The organism is Pseudoclavibacter sp. RFBG4 (genome assembly GCF_002931515.1).
In the GTDB taxonomy this organism is placed as follows: domain Bacteria; phylum Actinomycetota; class Actinomycetes; order Actinomycetales; family Microbacteriaceae; genus Pseudoclavibacter.
The window spans coordinates 64,219-85,130 of sequence record NZ_PSYC01000020.1; the positions used below are offsets into that span (position 1 = coordinate 64,219).

Annotated in this window: 24 protein-coding genes and 1 other RNA gene; 15 read left to right on the forward strand and 10 right to left on the reverse strand. The window is 68.1% G+C overall.

From position 1 onward, the window contains the following. Positions 1–28: 28 nt before the first annotated feature. The 3 genes from C5E10_RS05380 to C5E10_RS05390 all read right to left on the reverse strand — a co-directional run bounded on the left by C5E10_RS05380 (position 29) and on the right by C5E10_RS05390 (position 3,195). The gene (locus C5E10_RS05380; RefSeq protein ID WP_104330769.1) at positions 29–1,633 is read right to left on the reverse strand and encodes a recombinase family protein; all 1,605 of its coding nucleotides are present in this window, start codon (positions 1,631–1,633) and stop codon (positions 29–31) included. Between the two features lie 188 nt (positions 1,634–1,821). After that, the gene (locus C5E10_RS05385; protein WP_104330770.1) at positions 1,822–2,457 is read right to left on the reverse strand and encodes a zinc ribbon domain-containing protein; all 636 of its coding nucleotides are present in this window, start codon (positions 2,455–2,457) and stop codon (positions 1,822–1,824) included. A gap of 39 nt (positions 2,458–2,496) precedes the next feature. Then, the gene (locus C5E10_RS05390; RefSeq protein ID WP_308471706.1) at positions 2,497–3,195 is read right to left on the reverse strand and encodes a recombinase family protein; all 699 of its coding nucleotides are present in this window, start codon (positions 3,193–3,195) and stop codon (positions 2,497–2,499) included. Positions 3,196–3,237: 42 nt separating this feature from the next. Here C5E10_RS05390 and C5E10_RS05395 point away from each other — a divergent pair, with 42 nt between their 5' ends. The 10 genes from C5E10_RS05395 to smpB all read left to right on the forward strand — a co-directional run bounded on the left by C5E10_RS05395 (position 3,238) and on the right by smpB (position 9,551). Beyond that, the gene (locus tag C5E10_RS05395) at positions 3,238–3,549 is read left to right on the forward strand and encodes a type II secretion system F family protein (RefSeq protein ID WP_104330772.1); all 312 of its coding nucleotides are present in this window, start codon (positions 3,238–3,240) and stop codon (positions 3,547–3,549) included. Then, the gene (locus C5E10_RS05400; protein ID WP_104330773.1) at positions 3,546–4,484 is read left to right on the forward strand and encodes a type II secretion system F family protein; all 939 of its coding nucleotides are present in this window, start codon (positions 3,546–3,548) and stop codon (positions 4,482–4,484) included. Before C5E10_RS05395 ends, C5E10_RS05400 begins: the two co-directional genes overlap by 4 nt. Before the next feature lie 21 nt (positions 4,485–4,505). After that, the gene (locus tag C5E10_RS19090) at positions 4,506–4,682 is read left to right on the forward strand and encodes a hypothetical protein (RefSeq protein ID WP_181062655.1); all 177 of its coding nucleotides are present in this window, start codon (positions 4,506–4,508) and stop codon (positions 4,680–4,682) included. Then, a complete protein-coding gene (locus C5E10_RS05405) occupies positions 4,669–5,088 on the forward strand; it encodes a TadE/TadG family type IV pilus assembly protein (protein WP_258071007.1) in 420 nt (139 codons plus the stop codon). The genes C5E10_RS19090 and C5E10_RS05405 overlap by 14 nt, the downstream gene beginning before the upstream one ends. Next, positions 5,057–5,515 (forward strand): pilus assembly protein, encoded by a 459-nt coding sequence (locus C5E10_RS05410; protein ID WP_146080167.1) that lies wholly within the window; start codon positions 5,057–5,059, stop codon positions 5,513–5,515. Before C5E10_RS05405 ends, C5E10_RS05410 begins: the two co-directional genes overlap by 32 nt. Then, positions 5,512–5,979 carry a hypothetical protein gene (locus C5E10_RS05415; protein WP_146080168.1) on the forward strand — a complete coding sequence of 156 codons (468 nt, stop codon included), beginning with the start codon at positions 5,512–5,514 and terminating at the stop codon, positions 5,977–5,979. Before C5E10_RS05410 ends, C5E10_RS05415 begins: the two co-directional genes overlap by 4 nt. A 54-nt stretch (positions 5,980–6,033) precedes the next feature. Then, the gene (prfB, locus tag C5E10_RS05420; RefSeq protein ID WP_104241542.1) at positions 6,034–7,149 is read left to right on the forward strand and encodes a peptide chain release factor 2; all 1,116 of its coding nucleotides are present in this window, start codon (positions 6,034–6,036) and stop codon (positions 7,147–7,149) included. Positions 7,150–7,232: 83 nt separating this feature from the next. Continuing rightward, entirely contained in the window at positions 7,233–8,075 is an 843-nt protein-coding gene (gene ftsE / locus C5E10_RS05425) for a cell division ATP-binding protein FtsE (RefSeq protein WP_104330777.1), read from the forward strand. After that, positions 8,072–8,983: a permease-like cell division protein FtsX gene (ftsX, locus tag C5E10_RS05430; RefSeq protein WP_104241540.1), complete on the forward strand. Its 912-nt coding sequence runs from the start codon at positions 8,072–8,074 to the stop codon at positions 8,981–8,983. The genes ftsE and ftsX overlap by 4 nt, the downstream gene beginning before the upstream one ends. 91 nt (positions 8,984–9,074) lie before the next feature. Continuing rightward, the gene (gene smpB / locus C5E10_RS05435) at positions 9,075–9,551 is read left to right on the forward strand and encodes an SsrA-binding protein SmpB (RefSeq protein ID WP_104241539.1); all 477 of its coding nucleotides are present in this window, start codon (positions 9,075–9,077) and stop codon (positions 9,549–9,551) included. Positions 9,552–9,642: 91 nt separating this feature from the next. Here the strand turns inward: smpB and C5E10_RS05440 are convergent, their stop codons facing one another. After that, positions 9,643–11,697 (reverse strand): hypothetical protein, encoded by a 2,055-nt coding sequence (locus tag C5E10_RS05440; protein WP_104330778.1) that lies wholly within the window; start codon positions 11,695–11,697, stop codon positions 9,643–9,645. A 171-nt stretch (positions 11,698–11,868) separates the two neighbouring features. Between C5E10_RS05440 and ssrA the strand changes: the two genes are divergently transcribed. Beyond that, positions 11,869–12,237, forward strand: a transfer-messenger RNA (tmRNA) gene (ssrA, locus tag C5E10_RS05445). An 82-nt stretch (positions 12,238–12,319) separates the two neighbouring features. Here ssrA and C5E10_RS05450 read toward each other — a convergent pair. The 3 genes from C5E10_RS05450 to C5E10_RS05460 form a co-directional block, all read right to left on the reverse strand. After that, positions 12,320–12,964: a DNA-3-methyladenine glycosylase I gene (locus C5E10_RS05450; RefSeq protein WP_104330779.1), complete on the reverse strand. Its 645-nt coding sequence runs from the start codon at positions 12,962–12,964 to the stop codon at positions 12,320–12,322. 149 nt (positions 12,965–13,113) lie between these two features. Then, on the reverse strand, positions 13,114–13,557 hold the full coding sequence (locus C5E10_RS05455; RefSeq protein ID WP_146080169.1) for a septum formation family protein: 444 nt from the start codon (positions 13,555–13,557) through the stop codon (positions 13,114–13,116). A gap of 9 nt (positions 13,558–13,566) precedes the next feature. Next, a complete protein-coding gene (locus C5E10_RS05460; RefSeq protein WP_104330781.1) occupies positions 13,567–14,142 on the reverse strand; it encodes a septum formation family protein in 576 nt (191 codons plus the stop codon). A 159-nt stretch (positions 14,143–14,301) separates the two neighbouring features. On the opposite strand from C5E10_RS05460, the gene C5E10_RS05465 reads away from it, so the two are divergent. After that, the gene (locus tag C5E10_RS05465) at positions 14,302–15,855 is read left to right on the forward strand and encodes an MFS transporter (RefSeq protein WP_104330782.1); all 1,554 of its coding nucleotides are present in this window, start codon (positions 14,302–14,304) and stop codon (positions 15,853–15,855) included. Positions 15,856–15,911: 56 nt separating this feature from the next. Here the strand turns inward: C5E10_RS05465 and C5E10_RS05470 are convergent, their stop codons facing one another. The 3 genes from C5E10_RS05470 to aroA are packed head-to-tail and all read right to left on the reverse strand — an operon-like array spanning position 15,912 to position 19,263. Then, the gene (locus C5E10_RS05470) at positions 15,912–16,727 is read right to left on the reverse strand and encodes an inositol monophosphatase family protein (protein WP_104298600.1); all 816 of its coding nucleotides are present in this window, start codon (positions 16,725–16,727) and stop codon (positions 15,912–15,914) included. Between the two features lie 26 nt (positions 16,728–16,753). Further along, entirely contained in the window at positions 16,754–17,815 is a 1,062-nt protein-coding gene (rsgA, locus tag C5E10_RS05475) for a ribosome small subunit-dependent GTPase A (protein WP_104330783.1), read from the reverse strand. Positions 17,816–17,817: 2 nt separating this feature from the next. Continuing rightward, positions 17,818–19,263 (reverse strand): 3-phosphoshikimate 1-carboxyvinyltransferase, encoded by a 1,446-nt coding sequence (aroA, locus tag C5E10_RS05480; protein WP_104330784.1) that lies wholly within the window; start codon positions 19,261–19,263, stop codon positions 17,818–17,820. A gap of 149 nt (positions 19,264–19,412) precedes the next feature. Between aroA and C5E10_RS05485 the strand changes: the two genes are divergently transcribed. Genes C5E10_RS05485 through C5E10_RS05495 form a run of 3 tightly spaced genes read left to right on the forward strand, consistent with a single transcriptional unit; the run spans position 19,413 to position 20,879 of the window. Continuing rightward, positions 19,413–20,048: a sigma-70 family RNA polymerase sigma factor gene (locus tag C5E10_RS05485; RefSeq protein ID WP_104241530.1), complete on the forward strand. Its 636-nt coding sequence runs from the start codon at positions 19,413–19,415 to the stop codon at positions 20,046–20,048. Then, positions 20,045–20,305 (forward strand): zf-HC2 domain-containing protein, encoded by a 261-nt coding sequence (locus C5E10_RS05490; protein WP_104330785.1) that lies wholly within the window; start codon positions 20,045–20,047, stop codon positions 20,303–20,305. The genes C5E10_RS05485 and C5E10_RS05490 overlap by 4 nt, the downstream gene beginning before the upstream one ends. 31 nt (positions 20,306–20,336) lie before the next feature. Then, entirely contained in the window at positions 20,337–20,879 is a 543-nt protein-coding gene (locus tag C5E10_RS05495) for a hypothetical protein (protein ID WP_104330786.1), read from the forward strand. Positions 20,880–20,912: the final 33 nt, after the last annotated feature.

Here is a 20,912-nt window from a genome sequence, read left to right on the forward strand (position 1 = left end):
GACTCAAGATCCGCGCTTCCCCGCCGTTTCAGAGGTGGTCGCGCCCACCTCTGAGTTCTGGGCCGCCAAGTAGTGCCGCATGGCCCGACACCCTCGGAGAGTACGCGAGCCTTTCGGGATGGCTACCTTTCCTTGCCGCACCCGGCGCCAGCTTCGATAGGACTATGCGGTCGAACGCCAGCCTTAGCAAGCCCTGGCGAGCCTCGATCGACGGGTGCACTCCCCAGCGCTCGGCATAGGTCTCCTCGGTCACGACGACTTCCGTAGTGGCCGCGTGCTGCGACACCAGCGCCTGTGTGCGTTGAGCTTTCAGCTCCGCCAGGCGAGGGAGTAGGACTTCCAGATCGGCGCCGTCGAACCTGAGCTCGTCTGTCGTGCGGTCGATTGCCTGCTCTACGTCCGCAAGTCGAGCTCGATCAACACGAGCGGCGTCCGGCTCTCGCAGCGTCGTGAGCTGACAGGCGCCGAAGTCCTTGAGGAACCGCTCGGTGACCATCGCGTCGACCAGCTCGAGTGACATTGTCGGCTTCGGGCACGTCGGGTCGTTGCGCCGCGAGCAGGTGTAGACCGAGGCTCGCTGGCCGCGGGACGCACGGTTGCTGTAGGCGATCGACCCGCACTCGGCGCAGAAGAGCAGGCCGCTGAGCAACTGCGAGCGTCGGCGGTTCGCCTGCGTCGTCGTGCCAGCCGCCAGCCGTGGGTCGCGCACGGCGGCACGCAGCGCCTCGTAGGTGTCGCGGTCAACGAGCGGGGGCCAGACAGTCTTCGGGATGCCGGCATCGTCGCGCACGAGCTCGCCGCGGTGCACCTGCCGGCCGATGAGATGCGACGCCGTCCACAGCTGCATGACCGTACCGGGGCGCCAGATGCCGCGGTCGAGGCCGTCGGGGTTGTGCCCTCGGTTGCGCGCGGTGCGGTACGCCGATCGGCCCGTCGGCACCTGCCGCTGGTTGAGTTCCTCCGTGACGCGGTTCGGGGTCCAGAGTCCAGTGATCAGCGCGCTCGCCATCTCCTCGATGACGGCCACCTCAGGTGGGTAGGGGATGAGTGTGCGGGTGTTCGGCTCTTTGCCCTCGGCAGCTTGATACCCGAAGGGGATCTGCCCGCCCCGCCAGAGGCCAGCCTCCACGCGCCATTGGATGCTCGAGCGGACGCGTGTGGCGGTGTTCTCCGATTCCATGCGGGCGACCTCTGCGAGCACCGAGGCGACGATGCGCCACGCCGGCTGCGCCGAGCGGAGGCCGTCTTGTAGGGCGACGAACTCGGTGGTCGGGATCTCGTCAAGGGTGTCGATGAGGTCGGCCAGGGAGCGCATGCCCTGACGCGACCAGCGGTCGAACTTCCAGACGACGAGCACGTCGGCGCGGCGTTCTCGGAGGAACTGCAGCGCCCCGGTCGCATTGGCACGCGACGTGCGGCCGGAGACTCCGTCGTCGACGAACTCAGCGACGACCTCGAGATCCTCTCGCTCGGCGAGAGCGCGGAGGTCGCGGAGCTGCCGAGCGATCGACGTCGACGTGTCGTCGGAGACACTCAGCCGCGAGTAGAGCACCGCGCGGCGCCGGGGAGCGGTTGCTGCTCGAGCGGTGCGCGCGGTGCGCGCCACTTCCTGTCCAGCGCCGACGACGCCCATGTCCGACCTCCTAGTGCGACTCTGCAGGTAGGGGGGCGAGGAGATGCAGAGTTTACGTTTCTGCACCGATTCATCCTGTTACCTATTCCCCCCTTGAGAGAGAGAACACTAGAGGGGGGAATAGGGAGATAGATGAACTGGTGCAGAAACGTAAACTCTTCACCCAGGCCACCGCCGCGCCGACGGCGTCAACGCCACTCGATTCCAACCGTCGCGGGGTCGAAGCGTCGAGCCCCTTGTCCCGCAGGCTTGATCCGGACCCTGGCGAGCGCGGCGATGACAGCGCGCTGTCGGTCCTGGCTCAGTGCTTCCCAGGCCGCAGTGACGTCGTCCGCGCCGAGGAGATCCGAGAGCATGTCGCCTCCGATCGCCGCAGCGAGGGGCCTCTCGACTTCCTCGAGCCTCGAGCGGATCCGCGCGGTAGCCGCTCGCAGCTGGCTCGAAGTCAGCGCACCGTCCGCGAAGTCGACCGCGAGCGAGTCGAGCCGCGACCGCAGCCCCGCGGCCTCGCTGCGCAGTGCGTCGAGATCGGGGGAGTCGTCGGGACGGAGTAGAACGGCAGCGTCGGGGCGCGAGAGCCGCTCGACGAGCGTCGCAACGACGAACTGCTCGATCGGCTCCGCCTTGCGAGATATGTGACCGCTCGAGCCGCTGCAGCGGTAGGCGCGTTGGCCGGGGCGCCGCGAGGCACCGCCGTGCACCGTCGCACCGCAGATGCCGCACAGAGCGAGACCGCTGAGCAGATGCCGGGTGTTCTGCCGTGGCGTTCGGCGGTTCGGGTCCATGAGGACAAGGTTCGCGGCTTGCCATGTCTCTGCGTCCACGAGTGCAGGCCACAGGGCCGCGCCGACGGGTTCGCCCTTCTAGGTCGCCTCGCCCTTGTAGCGCGCGTTGCGCAGCACGGCGCCAACGGTACTCCCGATCCAAGATGAAGGCTCGCCAGCGCGCCCCGTGCGGGCCTGCCGAGGCTGTCCGGTGTGGAAGCCCTGCGCGTTCCAGTCACGTGCCACCTGGCGGAGCGAGTCGCCGGCGAGGATCGCGCGGTAGCCGGCGCAGATCGCACTCGCTTCGTCGTCGCGGACGGTCATCCCGTCAGCTTCGAAGCCGAACGGGCGGCGCCCGCCCGCGGGTCGGCCTTGAGCGGCTCGGTAGGCGTTGGCGCGTCGCTGACGCTCGCCTTTGCGTCTGGTCTCGAACTGCGCAATCGCGGCCAGCATAAGCGCTCGGAACTCGCCGTCAGCGGAGGTCAGGTCGATCTCACCGTCGACAGTGAGAACCCGGACGCCCGCCTTTGTGAGGGTGAAGAGGTCGTTGACCGAGCGAAGCAGGCGATCCATGTCGACAGCCACAACAACGTCGAATGTGTCGGTCTCGGCGTCGGCGAGCATGCGCGCCCAGCCGGTGCCAGGCCCGCGGGCCTTGGTGGCGCTCGTGTCGTTGTCGGCGTAACGTGCGGCCTCGGTCCAGCCACGTGCAGAGATCAGGGAGCTGCAGCGTTCAAGCTGTCGGTCGACGCCTTCCTGCACGTCGAGGCTCTGACGGACGTAGATCGCTGCTCGTATGTGCCCAACCTACGCGAAGTTGCAGTACTGAGCACACTTCGCATGTCCAGAGATGTCGGCGGATCAGAACTCCCCACGGTGCTCAAGAGCCTCGGCAGCTACCTGCGAGAAGAGCAGGCCGTGCGCCACGAAGTCGAAGCCAAGCAGTCCTGGGTCATGAACGCCGCCAAGCTCGGCTCGGCCGCACCCTGGATCGTCCTGCTCATGCTGGGAACCAGGCCCGAGGCGGCGAGCGCCTTCAACAGCCTAGAGGGGGCGATCGTGATCCTCATCGGCCTGGGCGTGACCGTGGCCGCCTACCTGCTCATGCTCCGCATCGCGAAACTCAAAGACGACCGCAGGTGGTTCGCATGAACGAGACACTCGGCTGGGCCGTGCTCTGCGGCCTCGGCCTCGGAATCGGCCTCTGGACGCTGCTCGCCGCCGTCCCACGCCTCTCCAAGCCCAACCTCGCGGAGCGTCTCGCCCCGCACCTCCTGGACATCTCGGCGGCGGCGCGAGCCGACGTGCAGAAGACCGCGAGCGACCCGCTCCCCGTCCTCGGGACACTCGCCGCCCCATTCGCCGCGAGAGGCAGAGCCCTCCTCGATGAAGTGCTCGGCGGCAGCGACCGCATCACCGCGCAGCTGCGCCAATCGGGCTCCACGACCAGGCTCGAACGGTTCCGAGCCGAACAGCTCACCTGGGGACTCGTCTCGGCTGGCCTGGGCCTGAGCGCCGGCCTCTTGCTCGGCGCGACCCGCGGAATCCCGGTCCTCGCCCAGATCCTCCTGCCTCTCCTCCTCGGCTGCGTCGGCATCTTCCTCCGCGACCGGGCCCTCGGACGCGCCGCGCAGCGCCGTCACCGACGCATCGCCAGCGAGTTCCCCACCGTCGTCGAGTTCCTCTCCCTCAGCCTCTCGGCAGGCGAGGGCATCTTCGACAGCCTGAAGCGCATCGCCAGCGTCAGCACCGGCGAGCTGGCGAAGGAATTCGCGCGAGTCGTCCACCACGTCAACACCGGCGTCTCGCTGTCCGATGCACTCCACGAGATGACCAGGGGCGTCCGCTATCTGCCGCTCGACCGCTGCGTCGAGCACATGATCTCCGCACTCGAACGTGGGGCGCCGCTCGTCGAAGTGCTCCGCGCGCAAGCGAGCGACGCACGGGAACTCGGCAAACGCGACCTCCTGGAATCCGCCGGCCGGAAGGAAGTGCAGATGCTCGTTCCCCTCATCTTCCTCATCCTCCCCACGACCATCCTGTTCGCTCTCTACCCCGCCGTCTTCGTGCTCCGCACGAGCTTCTGACCGCCACCCGAAAGGCACACCATGCAGTTCCTGTACGCACTCCGAACCCGAGCCAGCTCCGAACGCGGCGACGTCCCTGGCTGGGTCCTCATCACGATCATGTCTGCGGGCCTGGTGATCCTCCTCTGGACCGTCGCCGGCGACCTCCTCGTCGACGTGTTCCAGAACGCCATCAGTCGCGTCAGTGACTTCAGCTAACCGCCCCCACCCGCGCGGCGTGATGCGCGACGAGACCGGTTCGGCAGTCGCCGAATGGGTCATGGTGTCGGCGATGCTCCTCCTCCTCATGCTCACCGTCCTGCAGATCGGCTTCGCCCTGCACGTTCGCACCACGCTCCTCGACGCCGCCGGGGAAGGTGCGAGGCACGCCGGGCTCTTCGGCGGCGGCCTCGAAGCGGGGGAGACCCGAGCGGCAGACCTCATCACGGTCGCCATCGGTGCCGGCTACGCCCAGGACGTGACGGCCACGGCAACCGAGACCGACGGATCCCCGACCATCGCGGTCACCGTGCGCTCACCGCTGCCGCTGATCGGGCTGATCGGCCTCCCCGACGCGCTGGAGGTGACCGGACATGCGCCGACCGAGACGCTCGGGACTGAGTGAGGATCGGGGCTCGGCCTCCCTCGAATTCCTGACGCTCGGCACGCTGCTCATCGTGCCGCTCGCCTACCTCATGCTGACGCTGTCCTCGCTCCAGGGTGCGAGCATCGCCGCCGAGTCTGCGGCACGCAACGCGGCGAGACTGCTCGCAGCGGAACCCGCCGCAGCCGACACCCAGGCCCTTGCCGAGGCCACGATCGCACTTGCGACCGCCGACCACGGATTCGACGCGAAGCTCGTCGAGCAGACGGTGGAGTGCCGCGGCCCGGACCCCAGCTGCACCGCCCCCGGCTCGGTGCTCGCGGTCACCGTCACGATCGCCGTGCCGCTGCCGTTCGCATCCAGCCTCACCGACTCGGCGACGCCTATCTCGGTCCCCACGAGCGCGACCTCCTCGTTCGCCGTCACGCGCTTCGGCCTGTCCACATGAGCGGGATGCGCGCGCGATCACGAGCGGGCCTGCGCTGGATGCGCGGGGAGCGCGGCAGCGTTCTCCCGCTCATCCTCGTGTTCCTCATGATCGGGCTCACCGCGGCCTACGTGCTCGTCTCGGCCACTTCGCTGTCCATCGAGCGCAAGCGCCTCCTCACGATCGCCGACGCCGTCGCGCTCTCCGCATCCGAGAGCTTCTCCGCCGCCGACGTGGTCTTCAGCGACGGGGAACTCCAACCGGTCCTCAGCCAGACGCGCGTGGAAGATCGCGCCCTCGCGACCCTCGAGGACCTCTCCGCGGCGCGTACCGACAGCATCACGCTGGACTCCGCGAGTGCGCCCGACGGTGTCACCGCGCACATCGTCATCACCGGCGCATGGTCGCCACCCCTCGCCCACGCGCTCCTCCCGACCGGACTTCGGATCACCGTCTCCAGCGACGCCAGAGTCGTGCTGAGCTGACACGGTGCGCGCCGGACAGCACCGCCCAGCCCCGACGGCTAGTCTTGGGGGATCATGATCAACCTTGACCTCGCCTCGGAGATCACTGCCCTGCGCAGCACCTTCGGAGACATCAGCGCCGTGCTCAACCCCGACAAGCTCCGCGCGAAGGTGGTGGAGCTCGAGGCTGAAGCGTCCGTCCCCGACCTCTGGAACGACACGGACAACGCGCAGAAGGTCACCTCCGCCCTCAGCCACGCCCAGTCCGACCTCAAGCGCCTCGACGAGATCGAGCAGCGCCTCGACGACCTCGAAGTGCTCGCGCAGATGGCCGTCGAGATGGAAGACGAGGACACGGCCGAGGAAGCCCGAGCCGAGCTCAAGTCGATCACCAAGGTCATCGGCAACCTCGAAGTGCAGACCCTCCTCGACGGCGAGTTCGACCCCCGCCCCGCCGTCATCACCATCCGCGCCGGCGCCGGCGGCGTCGACGCCTCCGACTTCGCAGAGATGCTCCTTCGCATGTACCTCCGCTGGGCGGAGCAGCACAGCTACAAGGTCTCCGTCCTCGACACGAGCTACGCAGAGCAGGCGGGCATCAAGTCGGCCACCATCGAGATCGACAGCCCGTACGCCTTCGGCACGCTCTCCGTCGAGGCCGGCACGCATCGCCTCGTGCGCATGAGCCCCTTCAACTCCGCAGGCAGCCGCGAGACGAGCTTCGCCGCCGTCGAGGTCGTGCCGCTCATCGAGCAGACCGAGTCGATCGAGATCCCAGACAACGACATGCGCGTGGACGTCTTCCGCTCGTCCGGCCCCGGTGGCCAGTCCGTCAACACGACCGACTCTGCCGTCCGCATCACGCACCTGCCCACCGGCATCGTCGTGAGCTGCCAGAACGAGAAGAGCCAGATCCAGAACCGCGCCGCCGCGCTCCGCGTCCTCCAGTCGCGTCTGCTCCTGCTCCGCCGCGAGGAAGAGAACGCACAGAAGAAGGAGCTCGCCGGCAACATCACCGCGAGCTGGGGCGACCAGATGCGGTCCTACGTCCTCGCCCCCTACAAGATGGTGAAGGACCTCCGCAGCCAGCACGAGACCGGCAATACCGACAAGGTCTTCGACGGCGACATCGACGCCTTCATCGCCGCCGGCATCCGCTGGCGCAAGCGCGGAGAGGCCGACGCCGCCTAGCTCGGGTCGCCGACCATCGCGTCTGACCACTTCTGCATGTCGCGCCGGGCTGACGCCAGTCCGGTGCCTACCCTGTTAGCGCCATGATCAGATTCGATAACGTCGCCAAGGTCTACCCTGGCACCGCCGCCCCCGCACTCGACGACATCACCTTCGAGGTGCTGCGCGGCGAGTTCGTGTTCCTCGTCGGTCCCTCGGGCTCCGGCAAGTCCAGCGTCCTCCGCCTCATCCTCCGAGAAGACGCACCCAGCCGAGGCCAGGTGCACGTGCTCGGCCAGGACCTGCGCCGCATCTCCAACCGAAAGGTGCCGTACTACCGGCGCAGCATCGGCATGGTGTTCCAGGACTTCCGCCTCCTCGCTGGGAAGACCGTCTTCGAGAACGTCGCCTACGCGCTCGAAGCGCTCGGCAAGTCGAGCGGGCACGTCGCGAAGGCGGTCCCCGACGTGCTCAAGACCGTCGGCCTCGGCGACAAGGCCAACCGGTTCCCGCACGAGCTCTCCGGCGGGGAACAGCAGCGAGTCGCGATCGCGCGCGCGGTCGTCAACAAGCCGGACATCCTCCTCGCGGACGAGCCGACCGGAAACCTCGACCCCGTCACGAGCCGCGGCATCATGCGCCTCCTCGCGCGCATCAACGCCAACGGCACGACCGTCGTCATGGCCACCCACGACGTGTCCATCGTCGACGAGGAACGCAGACGCGTCATCGAGCTGGACGGCGGCATCATCATGCGCGACGAGTCAGACGGCGTCTACCAGCCCGGGATCGTCCCCCTCACCGAAGCCGAGACGGCAGCCGCCAATCAGCTCGAGCAGGACGACGAAGCCGCAGTCGAGTCACAGGCACCCACATCCATCGCCGACTCGATCGCCTCCCGCGTCGCCGGCCAATCGACCACGAAGAACACTGGAGACGTCAAATGATCGGCCGCGTATTCGCCGAGATGTGGCAGGGACTGCGCCGCAACTCGAGCATGGTCATCTCCGTCGTGCTCGTCACCTTCGTCTCCCTGACGTTCGTCGGCGCCGGGATCCTCATGCAGCAGCAGATCAGCAGCATGAAGTCGTTCTGGTACGACCGCGCCCAGGTCTCGGTCGACCTGTGCTCCTCCGTCTCGAGCGCCCCGAACTGCGCCGGTGGGCAGGCCAGCGAATCGCAGCGCGAGGCCGTCGAAGCGGCCCTGCAGGGTGCCGTCCTCACGCCGTACATCAACGAGTACGTCTTCGAGGACCAGGACCAGGCCTACGCGAACTTCCAGCAGCAGTTCGCCGGCGACCCGATCGTCTCCTTCGTCGAGCCCGAGTACCTCTCCGAGAGCTTCCTCATCACGCTGACCGACCCCGACCAGGCCGACATCATCATCCAGCAGCTCGAGGGCTACGACGGGGTCGAAGCGGTCACCGACCAGCGGCAGTACCTCGAGAGCATCTTCGAGCTGCTCAACGTCGCGAGCCTCTCCGCCATCGGCATCGCCGTCGTCATGCTCGTCGCGGCCGCCCTGCTCATCGCGACCACGATCCGCCTCTCGGCCATCAGCCGCAGACGCGAGATCGGCATCATGCGTCTTGTCGGCGCCTCGAACCGCTACATCCAGGCGCCCTTCATCCTCGAGGGAATCGTGGCCGCCCTCATCGGCGCAGTCCTCGCGTCGGGGGCGACGCTGGCCATCGCCCACTTCTTCGTGCAGGGCTACCTCGGGCGCCAGCTGCCCTTCGTCTCCCTCATCGGAGTGCCGGAGGCGCTGCTCGCCCTCCCCGTGCTGCTCGTGGTGAGCGTGCTGCTCGCCTGGGCGTCGGCGCGCATCGCGATCAACAAGTACCTCAAGGTCTGACCCGCACGAAACCCGCAGAGTAGACCGATGGACAGCCCGTGTCGTAAGATAGCGGGCTGTCCATCGTCTGCCGTCGAGAGAGGAAGAGGCCATGCCAAAGGAGCAAGGGACAAAGCCTGTCGCGACGAACCGTCGAGCCAGGCACGACTATCTGATCGAGGACACCCTCGAAGCGGGCATCGTGCTCAACGGGACCGAGGTGAAGTCGCTGCGTCAGGGGCGAGCTTCCCTCGTCGATGGATACGCGTACATCGACCGCGGTGAGGCGTGGCTCGACGCCGTGCACATTCCCGAGTACCTCGAGGGCACCTGGAACAACCACGCCCCGCGCCGCAAGCGCAAGCTCCTGCTGCACAAGGAGCAGATCCGCAAGCTCGCGATGAAGACCAAGGAGGGCGGGTACACGCTCGTCCCGCTCACGCTGTACTTCCTGAACGGTCGGGCCAAGGTCGAACTCGCCGTCGCCAAGGGCAAGCGCGAGTTCGACAAGCGCCACGCCCTCCGCGAGCGTCAGGACAAACGCGAGGCCGACAGGGCCGTGGCCTCCCGCAAGTACATGGGGGAGTGACCCCGAAGCTCCTCGAACGACGAGCGGCAACAGCGATGCGGCCCCCGATCCAATGGATCGGGGGCCGCATCGCTGTCCGCGCTTCAGGAGGTCAGCGCACGCTCTCGACGAGCGTCGCGATCGAGCTCTCGTGCGCCGAGAGGAGCGTCTTCAGGCTGCGCGACTGCCAGCCCCGATCGCTCTGCCCGTTGGAGGAAGGATCAGCGCTCCACCAGGCCGTCTGCACGGCCGCATCAGCCGCATCGAACGAGTCGAACATCGCCGTGAACAGCGGTGCCGAGTTCGCGAAGGGCACTGCGCCGACGGTGAGGCTGAGCGTCTCCGAGCGGTACGAGTCGGAAGCCGCCTGCGCCGCATCCGCTGCCTTGCCGAATTCGGTGCTGTAGCTCGTGCACACGTCGCTGAGCTCATCGAGGAAGCACTCGGACGCCGCCAGGTCGGCGATGCCGCGGTAGAAGTCGACGTAGGTCGACTTGATGGAATCGGCGATCTTCGTGCCGATGTTCGGGTCGCTGTAGTCCGGGCAGCCCGTCGACACGTTGCACGGGTAGTACAGGTTGTTCCCGAGGTCGATGTTCTGGCCGTCCGGGATCGTGAAGACGGTGCTGGACAGCGCCGCGAGCTGCGTTCCGAACGTGTTGTAGATCGAGTTGTACTTCGGGAACGCCTCGCAGAACTGCTGCAGGGCGGCGACGTCTGCACTGGCCGTGTCGGCGAAGTTCGCGACGATGTCGCGTCGCTCGCTCAGCCCATCGCTCTCGGTCTGCGCCGCCTTGTACGCCTCGGAGGCGTCTGCGCCCTCTTCGACCGTGAGCGCGGGCACGGTCGAGCTCGCGAGGTCGGTGATCGTCGTCTCGGCTGTCGCCACGTTCCCGCAACGGGTCGAGAAGTCCGACATCTGCGCCGCGGACTGCGAGAAGAAGTCGGTGTTCTCGCCGAGGGATGCGGAGATCGTGACGTTCGCGGCGAGGTCGAGGTTCTCAGTCGTCCAGTCCGCGTAGTGCGCGTCGAGATCGGTCTGGAACGCCGCCGCCAGCTCGTCGCCGCGGTTCACGTTGTTGTTGTGGATGGTCACGGGGATCGCCACGGCCGCGCCCACGAGGACAACAACTCCGATGATCGCAGGGATCAGGATGGCTGGCTTGCGGAACCAGGGCTTCTTCCGCTGGGCGCCGTTGCCGAAGTCGTTCGGGCCACCGGGGCCGCCGCCCTGGAAGCCGCCGCCTCCGTTGTCGCCGAACGCCGGCGCGCCGACAGCCTGGCCGGGTGCTTGACCCGGCGCGTAGGGGGCTGGGGTCTGGTTGTCCGGCGTGCCGTTCCACGCGCCGGCCTGCTGCTGTGCGCCGTAGGCCGCGCCGAAGGCGGGCGCCGCCGCGGCCGACGCGGCGGAGCCGTACGCCGGTGCCTCATTCCCGCCACCGTAGGCGGGCGGGACGTTCTGGTCGCCGAACGCCGGGGCGTCGAAGCCGCCTTGACCTGGGCCTTGCCCCTGGCCGTCTTGGCCAGCGGGTGCGTTCCAGGCTGGTGTCTGCGTCGTCGGTGCGTCCTGTGCCTCCGGGGCAGACTGCCCCCAGACGGGAGCTGACGCCTGCTGGTCCCAGGCTGCGCCGGGCGCCGCTGCGCCCTGGTCGTTCCAAGCACCCTGGTCCTGGGCGGGGGACTGGTCCCAGCTCGGTGCGGCAGGCGCGCCCGAGTCGAGGATCTCGGTCTGGTTGCTGTCGCCGCGTCCGAGAACCGCCGTCTGGTTCCCCTCGCCGAAGCCGAGGACTTCGGTGCTGTTCTGCTCGGGCGGTGCCGTCTCTTCGTGCGAGGAGTCCGCGACGGGGGTCACGGGTGCAGACGGCACGTCCTGCTCGGGGGACTGCGGCCAGGTTGGGGCCGCAGGGGCCTCGTACCCGGTCGCATCCGGGGCAGGCGTGTCGGGCTGCTGCTCAGCGGGTCGGCCGAAGTGGGCGCCGAAACCCTCGTGCCCGGAGGCCGCGTCGGCGTTCCCGGACTGCTCGGTCACCTCTGGCAGGTCCTGCTGCGGTGGTTCACCCGCCTGCGTCTCCTGAGACTCGCCCCCAGACTCCGGGGCGTGTTCGTCGCCGTTCTCGGGCTTCTGCCAATTCGGGCGCCCGAATCCTTCAAAGTCATTGCCGCTCATGGGGTTCAGGTTACTGGTCCTCCCGGGAATCGCCTTCAGGCTTGCCCTGAGCAGCCCAGGACGTGGATTTCTCGGCCGACTTGACGTATGTTTAGGAGCTGCCAGTTCTTCTGGCAGCTGCAACTCAACAGTGCTCATGACGTGGAACGCCGCCGAGGAGACTCGGCTCACGGGGATGATCGGTTTCGACATGACTGGTGAATCGGCGTGAAGCGGGTCGAGGATGCGGGGTTATCTCGTAAACGCCCCTCGCAAAACATAGGTGCTAACGCTAAGCGCACCGACTTCGCCCTCGCTGCTTAAGCGAGTCCGATAGTCCGTCAGCCCGGGGGTGTTCCCGCTCCGGTAGCTGGCGTCATTAAGGGAACTTGCTGTGGTGTTGTGTTTCAGGGCACCACGGGACTTGCACTGGAACTGGGCTCGTCGATCAAGGTGTCTGTCCCCATGATCGGAGCCAAGTAGAACAGTAGACAGACTGCACCCGGAGAAGCCGCGGTTTCGTAGTTGTGGACGGGGGTTCGATTCCCCCCATCTCCACGAAACCCACGTCATGAGCAACGCCCCGACTGCCAGGTCATCGACTCGGCAGCCGGGGCACTGTTGTCTCCGCGGGTGATGCCGCTCAGCTCTCCGGCCACACGCCGGAGCTGCCGCGCCTGTGGCTGCCGACCAGGTGCGTGTCCACGACGCCGATGGCTTCCATGAGCGCGAAGAGGTTGGTCGGTCCGACGAAGCTGAAGCCGCGCGCTTTGAGCTGCTTCGTGAGCCACCTGGACTCCTCGCTGCTGCTCGGGACCTCGGCAACGGTCTCCGGCCTCGGCGTCACCTGCGGCTTCGCGCTCCAGACCAGCTCGTGCAGCGGTTCGCTCTCGCGAAGGGCGATCGTCGCGCGTGCGTTCTTGATGATCGACGAGATCTTCAGGCGGTTGCGGATGACACCCGCGTCGAGCATCAGCCGCTTGACGTCGTCGTCACCGAACTCGGCGACGGCATCGACGTCGAAGCCGCTGAATGCGGCGCGGAGAAGTGGGCGACGCTGCAGAATGAGTCGCCACGAGAGCCCCGATTGGAAGATCTCCAGGCACAGTCGTTCGAACACGCCTCGCTCGTCGGCGATCGGCATGCCCCACTCGGTGTCGTAGTAGTCCATCAGCAGCTGATCCTGGCTCGCCCAGGGCGGGCGGGCCAGCCCATCTTCGCCGATCACGAGCTCCGTCGAGGCACTCGCCGACGGGAGCGCTGCGGTCGGCTTGGTGGATGCTGGCATGGGTCTTTCCTCTCTGGACGCGGAATCCTGCAATCTCCGCGAACCGGGACGGACGCGAACGGCACTGATCGAGAACCTGCTGTGTCGAGAACGGTACCCGGAGCCTCCGACACCCGCCGCGCCTGTCCACAGCCGACCGAGCGGAACAGCTAGCTCCCCGCTGGCACCTGCGAGCCGGTCAGCTCCGCGCCGTCGCTGCTCGCGACCAGACAGGCGAGGTCGCGGTCTCCCTCGGCCCAGCTCGCCTCGCTCGGCACGAGGTGCAGGGCGGTGAGCCCCGCCGTGGCATCGGAGCCGAGCCCGGCGAAATCTGCGGCGCACCGTGCATCGGCCTCGGCAGTCAGAGCCTCCTCGCCGGGGAAGTCCTCGCCCAGCTCCGATGGCGTGACGGACAGCACCTGGTAGAGATGCGGGGTGTCGCAGGCCCCAGCGATCGTGGCGACCGTCTGGTCCGCGTTCGACGAGAAGCAGTCACCGGCAGACAGCTCCGTGATCGGCACCATCCGCGGAGCATCGGGCGAGGCGGCGCAGGCCGTCAGAGCGACTCCCGCGAGGAGCGCGGTCAGGAGCGTTGCAGGGAGTCGGTGAGCCACGCTCCCAGGCTAGCTGGCTGAGCCCGCTGCCGTGCCAGCCGTCGGCTGGCCGTCTACGGGAGTCACGATGCAGAGGACCTCGCGGTCGCCGCCACCCCACGACTCCGCGCTGGGGACGATGCCGGTGTAGTTCCAGCTCGTCAGGAAGGGCTCGGCGCCGATGAATCCGGTGAAGGCTGCCGAGCAGATGTCCTGGAGGGCTGTGTCCACCGCGGCGTCGCCCGGGAAGTCAGCTCCACCCTGCATGTCTTCCGTGTGGTACGCCTCGAAGGTGTGCAGCGAGTCGCAGTTCGGGAACAGCTCGGCGTCGTCGGCACCGGACTCGAGGTCGAAGCAGTCGCCCACCTGAAGATCTTCGATGCCGGTCATCGTCCCTGCGACCGCCGTCGGCGTTGGCGTGGCGGTCTCGCTCTCCGTCGGCGTGGTCGTCGACGACTCCGTCGCCTCTGCGGTGGACGAGGTCGTCACCACCGGGTCCGAGCCGCCACCCGCGAGGGTCGTGACCAGCGTGCATCCGCTGAGCAGGAGGAGGGCGCTGAGCCCAAGGGACGCGCCTGCGGCGCTTCGTACGGCGGCGGTTCGCATCGTTGCTCCTCGTGGGGGTGTACGTGGTCCAGAGCTCCATGCCGCTCCCGGAGTCGCGACTGGACCAGTCTATTGCCGCATTCCCGAAGATCACCACTGAGGCCCCGACCGGCGAAGCGGCCCATGCGGTTCCCGAGAGCGGCGTAGCATGTGCTCCATATGCCACGAGACGCGACTTCCCCCAAGCAGCGGTCAGACGAACAGCTCGATGCGACCTCACCGTCGTCCGCGTCGTCGCCATCCACGCAGGAGGCATCGCGCTGGCCAGCCTTCGCCGTGTGCGCGGCGGTTGCGGTCCTCACGATCCTGGACCTCGCCAAGGTCAACGTGACCCTCGGGCCGATCGAGCACACCCTCGGGGCCGCCTCATCCGACGTGCAGCTCATCGTGGCCGGCTACGTTCTCGCGTTCGGCATCCTCCTCGTCCCCTCGGGCAGGCTCGGCGACCTCTGGAATCGCAAGCGCCTGTTCCTCATCGGCCTCGTCGCGTTCGGACTCGCCTCGCTCGTGTGCGCGCTGAGCGTCACGACGGAGATGCTCATCGGCGGGCGCATCCTGCAGGGATTCGCGGCCGGCATCCTCATGCCCCAGGTGCTCGGACTCATCCAGCAGCTCTTCACGGGGCAGGAGCGAGGCAGGGCCTTCGGCATCTTCGGCGCCATCGTGGGCCTCGGCACGGCGTTCGGGCCGACCATCGGCGGGCTGCTCATCGGCCTCCTCGGGGAAGAGGCGGGCTGGCGCTGGACCTTCGCGATGAACGTTCCCCTTGCGCTCATCGTGCTCCCCTTCGCCTGGCGGCTCCTGCCCTCGAAGCAGGAGGTCGCCCGAGGGCAGACCCTCGACCTCTTCGGCGTCGCCCTTCTGGGCCTGGCCGTGCTCACGACGATGCTGCCCTTCGTCCTCACCTCGGGACGCGACAGCGACAACCCCGCACGGTGGTGGCTGCTCGCACCGGCGGTCGCCCTCTTCGTCGGCTTCATCCTCTGGGAACGGCGCTACCTCCGTCTCGGCAAGACCCCCGTCGTCGACTTCGCGCTCTTCCGCACGCCCTCGTATCGCTACGGGGTGCTCATCACGACGCTCTTCTTCGCGGCCATGCCGGTCGGCTTCCTGCTCGTGACGCTATTCCTCCAGCAGGGACTCGGACATCCGGCCGTGCTGGTCGGAGCAGTCTCGGTGCCATACGCCCTCACGTCCGCCGTGGTCGCCGCGGTGTCGGGCAAGTGGACGTTCCACCACGGTGCGACGCTCGTCGCTGTCGGCGTCGCCCTCTTCGCGGTGGGCTACGCCGTGGTGCTCGTTGTCACCCAACTGGCTGAACCGGAGCTCTCGCCGTACCTGGTGAGCGCCGCCCTCATCATCTCCGGAGCGGGGGCGGGGCTCGTCATGGGGGCGAACCAGATGCGGATGCTGCTGCACGTTCCCGTCGAGCAGGCCGGCATCGCAGGCTCGTTCGCGCAGGTCGGTCAGCGCCTCGGGAACGCGATGGGGCTCGCGATCGGCAGCTCCGTCTTCTTCGCTGGCGTCGCGGCACTGCAGGTCGCGGGGACGGGCCCGGACACGAGCTCGCCCGTGGTGCAGGAGGCGTACAAGGCGTCCGTCGCGGGCGGGCTCATCGTCGTCATCGGCCTGTCCTGCATCACGCTCGTGGTCGCCATCATCGACCTCGTCGGCCACCGCAGACGCCAGCGCGCTCAGCCAGCCGGGGAGTGAACCGCGCGGGCCGGGACCCGGGCGGAGATCAGCGGGCCGAGATCAGCGGGCCGAGATCAGCGCGCGGCGAGCGCCTTGAGCGCCTGCTCGTGCAGGAGCCCATTCGTGGCGAGGGCGCTCCCGTGCCACGGCCCCTCCTCGCCATCCATGCTCGTGAACGTGCCGCCGGCTTCGACGACGATCGGCACGATCGCGGCCATGTCGTACGGCTGGAGATCGAACTCGCCGGCGACCTCCATCGCGCCTTCGGCGACCAGCATGTACGACCAGACCTCGCCGACCGCGCGCGTGCGCCACACGGCACGGCTGAACTCCAGCAGCTGCGCTGAACGCCCTGCTTCGTCCCAGCCCTTGAGGCTGTTGTAACTGATGGAGGCGCGTTCGAGCTCGTCGACGGCGCTCACCTGGATGCGCCGGTCCGTCGCGACGTCGCTGTCGCTGAGGTCGTCATCGAGGTAAGCGCCCTGGCCTGTCGCGCCCCACCACCGGCGGTTGAGGCCAGGTGCCGAGACGACGCCCACCTCGGGGACGCCATCGATGACGAGGGAGATGAGCGTCGCCCAGATCGGGATTCCGCGCATGAAGTTCGCCGTGCCGTCGATCGGGTCGATGATCCACTGTCGGCGGGAGGTGCCGTGCGAGCCGTACTCCTCGCCCAGGATGGCGTCGCTCGGGCGGGTCTCCGCGAGACGCGAGCGCAGCGCCTGCTCGACAGCGCGGTCCGCGTCCGTCACCGGCGTGCGGTCCTCTTTCTCGTACACCCCGAGCGAGCGAGAGTTGAAGTGCTTCATCGAGATCGCGTCGGCGATGTCGGCGAGCTCTCTCGCGAGGCGAAGGTCGGAGGAGAGCGGATGCAGGAGTTCGGTGGCCACCAGCTCAGCCTAGGCCAGCCCGGTGATCAGTAGGCGGTGTCCGCCGCCTGATCGAGGGAGAGGAACAGCCGTCGCAAAGAGTCGAGCCTGGCGATTCCCGCCTCGTCGAGCTCCCCGTCGCGCACGGCGTCGTCGAGCGCGCAGTCCGGGGCGTCGGCCCGGTGCGTGCAGCCTCGAGGGCATTCCTCGGCGATCGCGGAGAGCTCGGTGAAGCCCTGCAGCACGTTGTCGCGGTTCACGTGTCCGAGGCCGAAGGAACGGACGCCAGGGGTGTCGATGATCCAGCCCGTGTGCCCGTCCGAGTCCTCGACGCGGACCGCGAGCGTGGAAGAGGACGTGTGCCGACCACGACCGGTGACCGCGTTCACGACACCCGTCTCTCGAAGCGTGCCAGGCACGAGGGCGTTGACGAGGGTCGACTTGCCGACGCCGGAGTGGCCGACGGCCACGGTCGTGTGCCCGCTGAGGGCTGCGCGGAGCTCGTCGATGGGTTCTCCGCCGGGACGCGACTCGAAGACCTTCACGCCGAGGGGCTCGACGAGCGCACGGAGCTCATCCGCCGGCGCCACGTCGGTCTTCGTCAGCACGAGGAGCGGTTGGATGCCGGCGTCGAGCGCAGCGACGAGGTAGCGGTCGATGAGTCGAGGCCGCGGCTCGGGCTGGGCCGTCGCGGCGACGATGAGCATCTGATCGGCATTCGCGACGATGACGCGCTCCACCTGATCGGTATCGTCGGCGCTGCGTCGGAGCAGCGTCTTGCGCTCGCAGATGCGGACGATGCGGGAGAGGCTGCCGGTGTCGCCGGTCGTGTCGCCGACGAGGTCGACGAGGTCGCCCGTCACGATCGCCGTGCGGCCGATCTCTCGCGCCTTCGCGGCGGTGACCGTGCGTTCCTCTGGCGTCCCCTCGTCGAGGAGCACCGTGTAGCGGCCACGGTCGACGGTGACGACGCGCCCCGTCACCGCATCGCTGTGCTTCGGGCGCTGCTTCGACCTGGGCTTGTTCGCCTTGGGGTTCGGACGGACACGGATGTCCTCCTCGTCCCAGTCGCCGTAGGCGTCGAACGCATCGCCGAGTGAGCGGGACACGGTCAGATGGCGAAGGCCGCGAGGTCGACGCTGCCGTCGTCCTCGCCCTCATCCGGGTCGCTGTGGGTGCCTTGGTCGAGCATGTCCTGCCAGAGCTGCACGAACTGGGGCAGGGTCTTGTTCGTCGCGTGGATGTCGTCGACTGTGACTCCCGCGATGGCGAGACCCACGATGGCGCCCGACGTGGCCATGCGGTGGTCCTCGTAGCTTCGCCATTCGTGCGCCGTGCGCGCTCCTGGAACGATCTCGAGGCCGTCTTCGAGCTCCGTGACCTCGCAGCCGATGCCGCGCAGCTCCGCCGCGATGGCCGCGACCCGGTCGGTCTCGTGACCGCGGAGGTGCGCGATTCCCGTGATGCGGCTCGTGGTCGTGCACAGCCCGCACAGCGCTGCGAGGTTCGGGGCGAGCTCTCCGGCCTCGGAGAGATCCAGGTCGACACCTGGCACCTCGGCTCCCTCGGCGATGCCGCGCTCGACCGAGCAGGTGAGCACGCCGTCCTCGACCGAGATGCGCGCGCCGAACAAGGGGAGGAGATGCTGGAGGTGCGAACCGACCTGCGTGGTCGACTCCGGCCAGTCCTCGATCGAGACGCTGCCGCCGGCGACGATCGCGGCGATCAGGAACGGCTCTGCGTTGGAGAGGTCCGGCTCGATCGTCAGCTCGCGCCCGTCGATGGTGCCTGGCTCGGCACGCCAGGTGCCTGGCGTCGAGTCGTCGATGTCGACGCCGCGCTCGCGCAGCGCCGCCAGCGTCATGTCGATGTGCGGCTGGCTCGGAACCCGGTCGCCGGAGTGGATGAGCGTGAGCCCGTCCGTGAAGCGCGCGCCCGCCATGAGCAGTCCGGAAACGAACTGGCTGGAGGCTCCCGCGTCGATCGTGATCTCGCCGCCGGCGACCTCGCCGGTGCCGTAGAGCGAGAAGGGCAGGCCGCCCCTGCCGTCGTCGCGCACTTCCACGCCGAGCGCCTTGAGCGCATCCACCGTGCCCTTCATCGGGCGTCGGCGTGCGGCCTCATCGCCGTCGAAAGCCACCGGGCCGAGCGCGAGGGATGCGAGCGGGGGAACGAACCGCATGACCGTGCCCGCGAGACCACAGTCGATCGAGACGCCGCCTTCGAGCTCACCGGGCGTGATCTCGAGATCGTTCCCGAACCGCCCGTCGCCTGGCACCTCGGTGATCTGGGTGCCGAGCTGCCGAAGCGCGTCGATCATGAGCTCCGTGTCCCTGGCCCAGAGCGGATGCCGGAGCTTCGATGGCCCCTCCGCAAGCGCCGAGAGCACGAGCTCGCGATTCGTGAGGCTCTTCGACCCGGGGATCTGCAGGCGCGCGTCGATCGGCGAAGTCGCCGTCGGAGCCTCCCACGGACCGTCGCCGAGGGTCAGCGGCTCGCTGCCCTCGTCATCTCGGTACAGGTCAAAGCGTGGTCCGGAATAGCCAAAGATCTCCATTGGTTGACAACGATACCGCCACACACGCGCGCACCACCCGGAAATGCGTTTCCACCCGACATCGAAGAGGAGGGCAGCCCTTGCCGACAACGCTCGCGCCGCCGAGGCGTCAAGCCGCTGAGCGGCGCACGGCAGTACACTCACGCGTAATGAGTGAGCAGAAGTCGCCTCAGGCGACCCCAGACCAGGACGAACTCCGGCAGCTGTTCGAGGAGCAGGCGCTGCAGTACATCGACCAGTTGTACGCGGCGGCCATGCGCATGACTCGGAACCCCGCGGATGCGCAGGATCTCGTGCAGGAGACCTTCGTGAAGGCCTTCGTCGCGTTCGCTCGCTTCGAGCAGGGCACGAACCTCAAGGCGTGGCTGTACCGCATCCTCACGAACCTCTTCATCAACTCGTACCGCAAGAAGCAGCGGGAACCGTACGCGAATGCGTTGGAGGACCTCGAGGACTGGCAGCTGGGCGGCGCCGAGTCGGCGACCGCGCAGACGTCGTCGCGGTCGGCTGAGGCCGAGGCGATCGACCACCTTCCCGATTCGACGGTGAAGGACGCCCTCCAGGCGATCCCGGAGGACTTCCGCCTCGCGGTCTTCCTCGCGGATGTGGAGGGCTTCTCCTACAAGGAGATCGCAGACATCATGAAGACCCCCGTCGGCACCGTCATGTCGCGGCTCCACCGCGGCAGGCGTCTGCTTCGCGATCGCCTCACCGGCTACGCGAGGGAGAACGGCATCATTCCGCCCTTGGACGGGGACGAGCAGGAAACAGGGAGCAAGAAATGACCGATTGCGGTTGCGAGAAAGCGAAGGACGCCCTCGAGGAGTACCTGCGCAACGAGCTCGCGAGTACGGATGCGAGCGACATTCGCGAGCACCTCGAGCACTGCAAGGACTGCGAGAGCGAGCTGCACGTGAACCGCTCGCTCATGGAGGTCGTGCAGCGAGCCTGCAAGGAACGCGCTCCGGAGGAACTGCGGCTGCACGTGCTCGACCAGCTCCGCAGTATCCAGCGTTCGCACGGCACGCCCGTCGCGAACTGAGCCGAGCAGCACCGAGACGCCCGCGCTGCAGATGACTGCGGACCCGAACGATGACGCCTGGCGCGCCCTGTCGGAGCGCGTCCGCGAAGTGGCAGCTGAACTGGACGCGCGGGCTGCCAGGCGTGAGACGCTCGGCGAGCTCGTCGAGCGCCGTCCGGTGCTCGGGATCCGTCGGGGGCCCGTCATGCGACGCGTGTCCAGCGTCTGGCGCCTGCGCGAGTTGCTGCTGGACCACCAAGGCGGGCTGTACCGGGTCGGTTCGGTCATTCGCGTCGCCAAGCAGCCCGACCACTACAGCGAGCAGTCGGCTCTCGCCGCCGAGCGCCGCCGCGTCCAGCTGGCCGCGCTGCGCTCGGGTTTCGAGGTGGGCGAGACCGTCAACTACGGCGCGACGCCGATCCAGCTCTCCGACGGCCTGGGTGTCGACGCGCACCCTGGGCTGGAGGTCGTCGGCGGCGAAGTCGTGCTGCACTGGGGTGCCGTGCCCGGCGCCCAGGCGGGTCTCGGCGCCGGCAGCTCGAGCGCGCTCGCCGCGTACCTCGACGACGCCGTGGCGCTCCTCACCGGTCGTTAGCCGCACACGCGCAAATACACGCACACGACGAAG

What these genes read in the sequence shown, in the direction of transcription:
- C5E10_RS05440 (WP_104330778.1), bottom strand. Translation starts at nt 11,697, where the DNA reads ATGAGCGGCAATGACTTTGAAGGATTCGGGCGCCCGAATTGGCAGAAG.
- smpB (WP_104241539.1), top strand. Translation starts at nt 9,075, where the DNA reads ATGCCAAAGGAGCAAGGGACAAAGCCTGTCGCGACGAACCGTCGAGCC.
- C5E10_RS05380 (WP_104330769.1), bottom strand. Translation starts at nt 1,633, where the DNA reads ATGGGCGTCGTCGGCGCTGGACAGGAAGTGGCGCGCACCGCGCGCACC.
- C5E10_RS05495 (WP_104330786.1), top strand. Translation starts at nt 20,337, where the DNA reads ATGACTGCGGACCCGAACGATGACGCCTGGCGCGCCCTGTCGGAGCGC.
- C5E10_RS19090 (WP_181062655.1), top strand. Translation starts at nt 4,506, where the DNA reads ATGCAGTTCCTGTACGCACTCCGAACCCGAGCCAGCTCCGAACGCGGC.
- C5E10_RS05395 (WP_104330772.1), top strand. Translation starts at nt 3,238, where the DNA reads ATGTCCAGAGATGTCGGCGGATCAGAACTCCCCACGGTGCTCAAGAGC.
- aroA (WP_104330784.1), bottom strand. Translation starts at nt 19,263, where the DNA reads ATGGAGATCTTTGGCTATTCCGGACCACGCTTTGACCTGTACCGAGAT.
- C5E10_RS05465 (WP_104330782.1), top strand. Translation starts at nt 14,302, where the DNA reads ATGCCACGAGACGCGACTTCCCCCAAGCAGCGGTCAGACGAACAGCTC.
- ftsE (WP_104330777.1), top strand. Translation starts at nt 7,233, where the DNA reads ATGATCAGATTCGATAACGTCGCCAAGGTCTACCCTGGCACCGCCGCC.
- C5E10_RS05415 (WP_146080168.1), top strand. Translation starts at nt 5,512, where the DNA reads ATGAGCGGGATGCGCGCGCGATCACGAGCGGGCCTGCGCTGGATGCGC.
- C5E10_RS05485 (WP_104241530.1), top strand. Translation starts at nt 19,413, where the DNA reads ATGAGTGAGCAGAAGTCGCCTCAGGCGACCCCAGACCAGGACGAACTC.
- C5E10_RS05450 (WP_104330779.1), bottom strand. Translation starts at nt 12,964, where the DNA reads ATGCCAGCATCCACCAAGCCGACCGCAGCGCTCCCGTCGGCGAGTGCC.
- C5E10_RS05410 (WP_146080167.1), top strand. Translation starts at nt 5,057, where the DNA reads ATGCGCCGACCGAGACGCTCGGGACTGAGTGAGGATCGGGGCTCGGCC.
- C5E10_RS05400 (WP_104330773.1), top strand. Translation starts at nt 3,546, where the DNA reads ATGAACGAGACACTCGGCTGGGCCGTGCTCTGCGGCCTCGGCCTCGGA.
- prfB (WP_104241542.1), top strand. Translation starts at nt 6,034, where the DNA reads ATGATCAACCTTGACCTCGCCTCGGAGATCACTGCCCTGCGCAGCACC.
- C5E10_RS05490 (WP_104330785.1), top strand. Translation starts at nt 20,045, where the DNA reads ATGACCGATTGCGGTTGCGAGAAAGCGAAGGACGCCCTCGAGGAGTAC.
- C5E10_RS05460 (WP_104330781.1), bottom strand. Translation starts at nt 14,142, where the DNA reads ATGCGAACCGCCGCCGTACGAAGCGCCGCAGGCGCGTCCCTTGGGCTC.
- ftsX (WP_104241540.1), top strand. Translation starts at nt 8,072, where the DNA reads ATGATCGGCCGCGTATTCGCCGAGATGTGGCAGGGACTGCGCCGCAAC.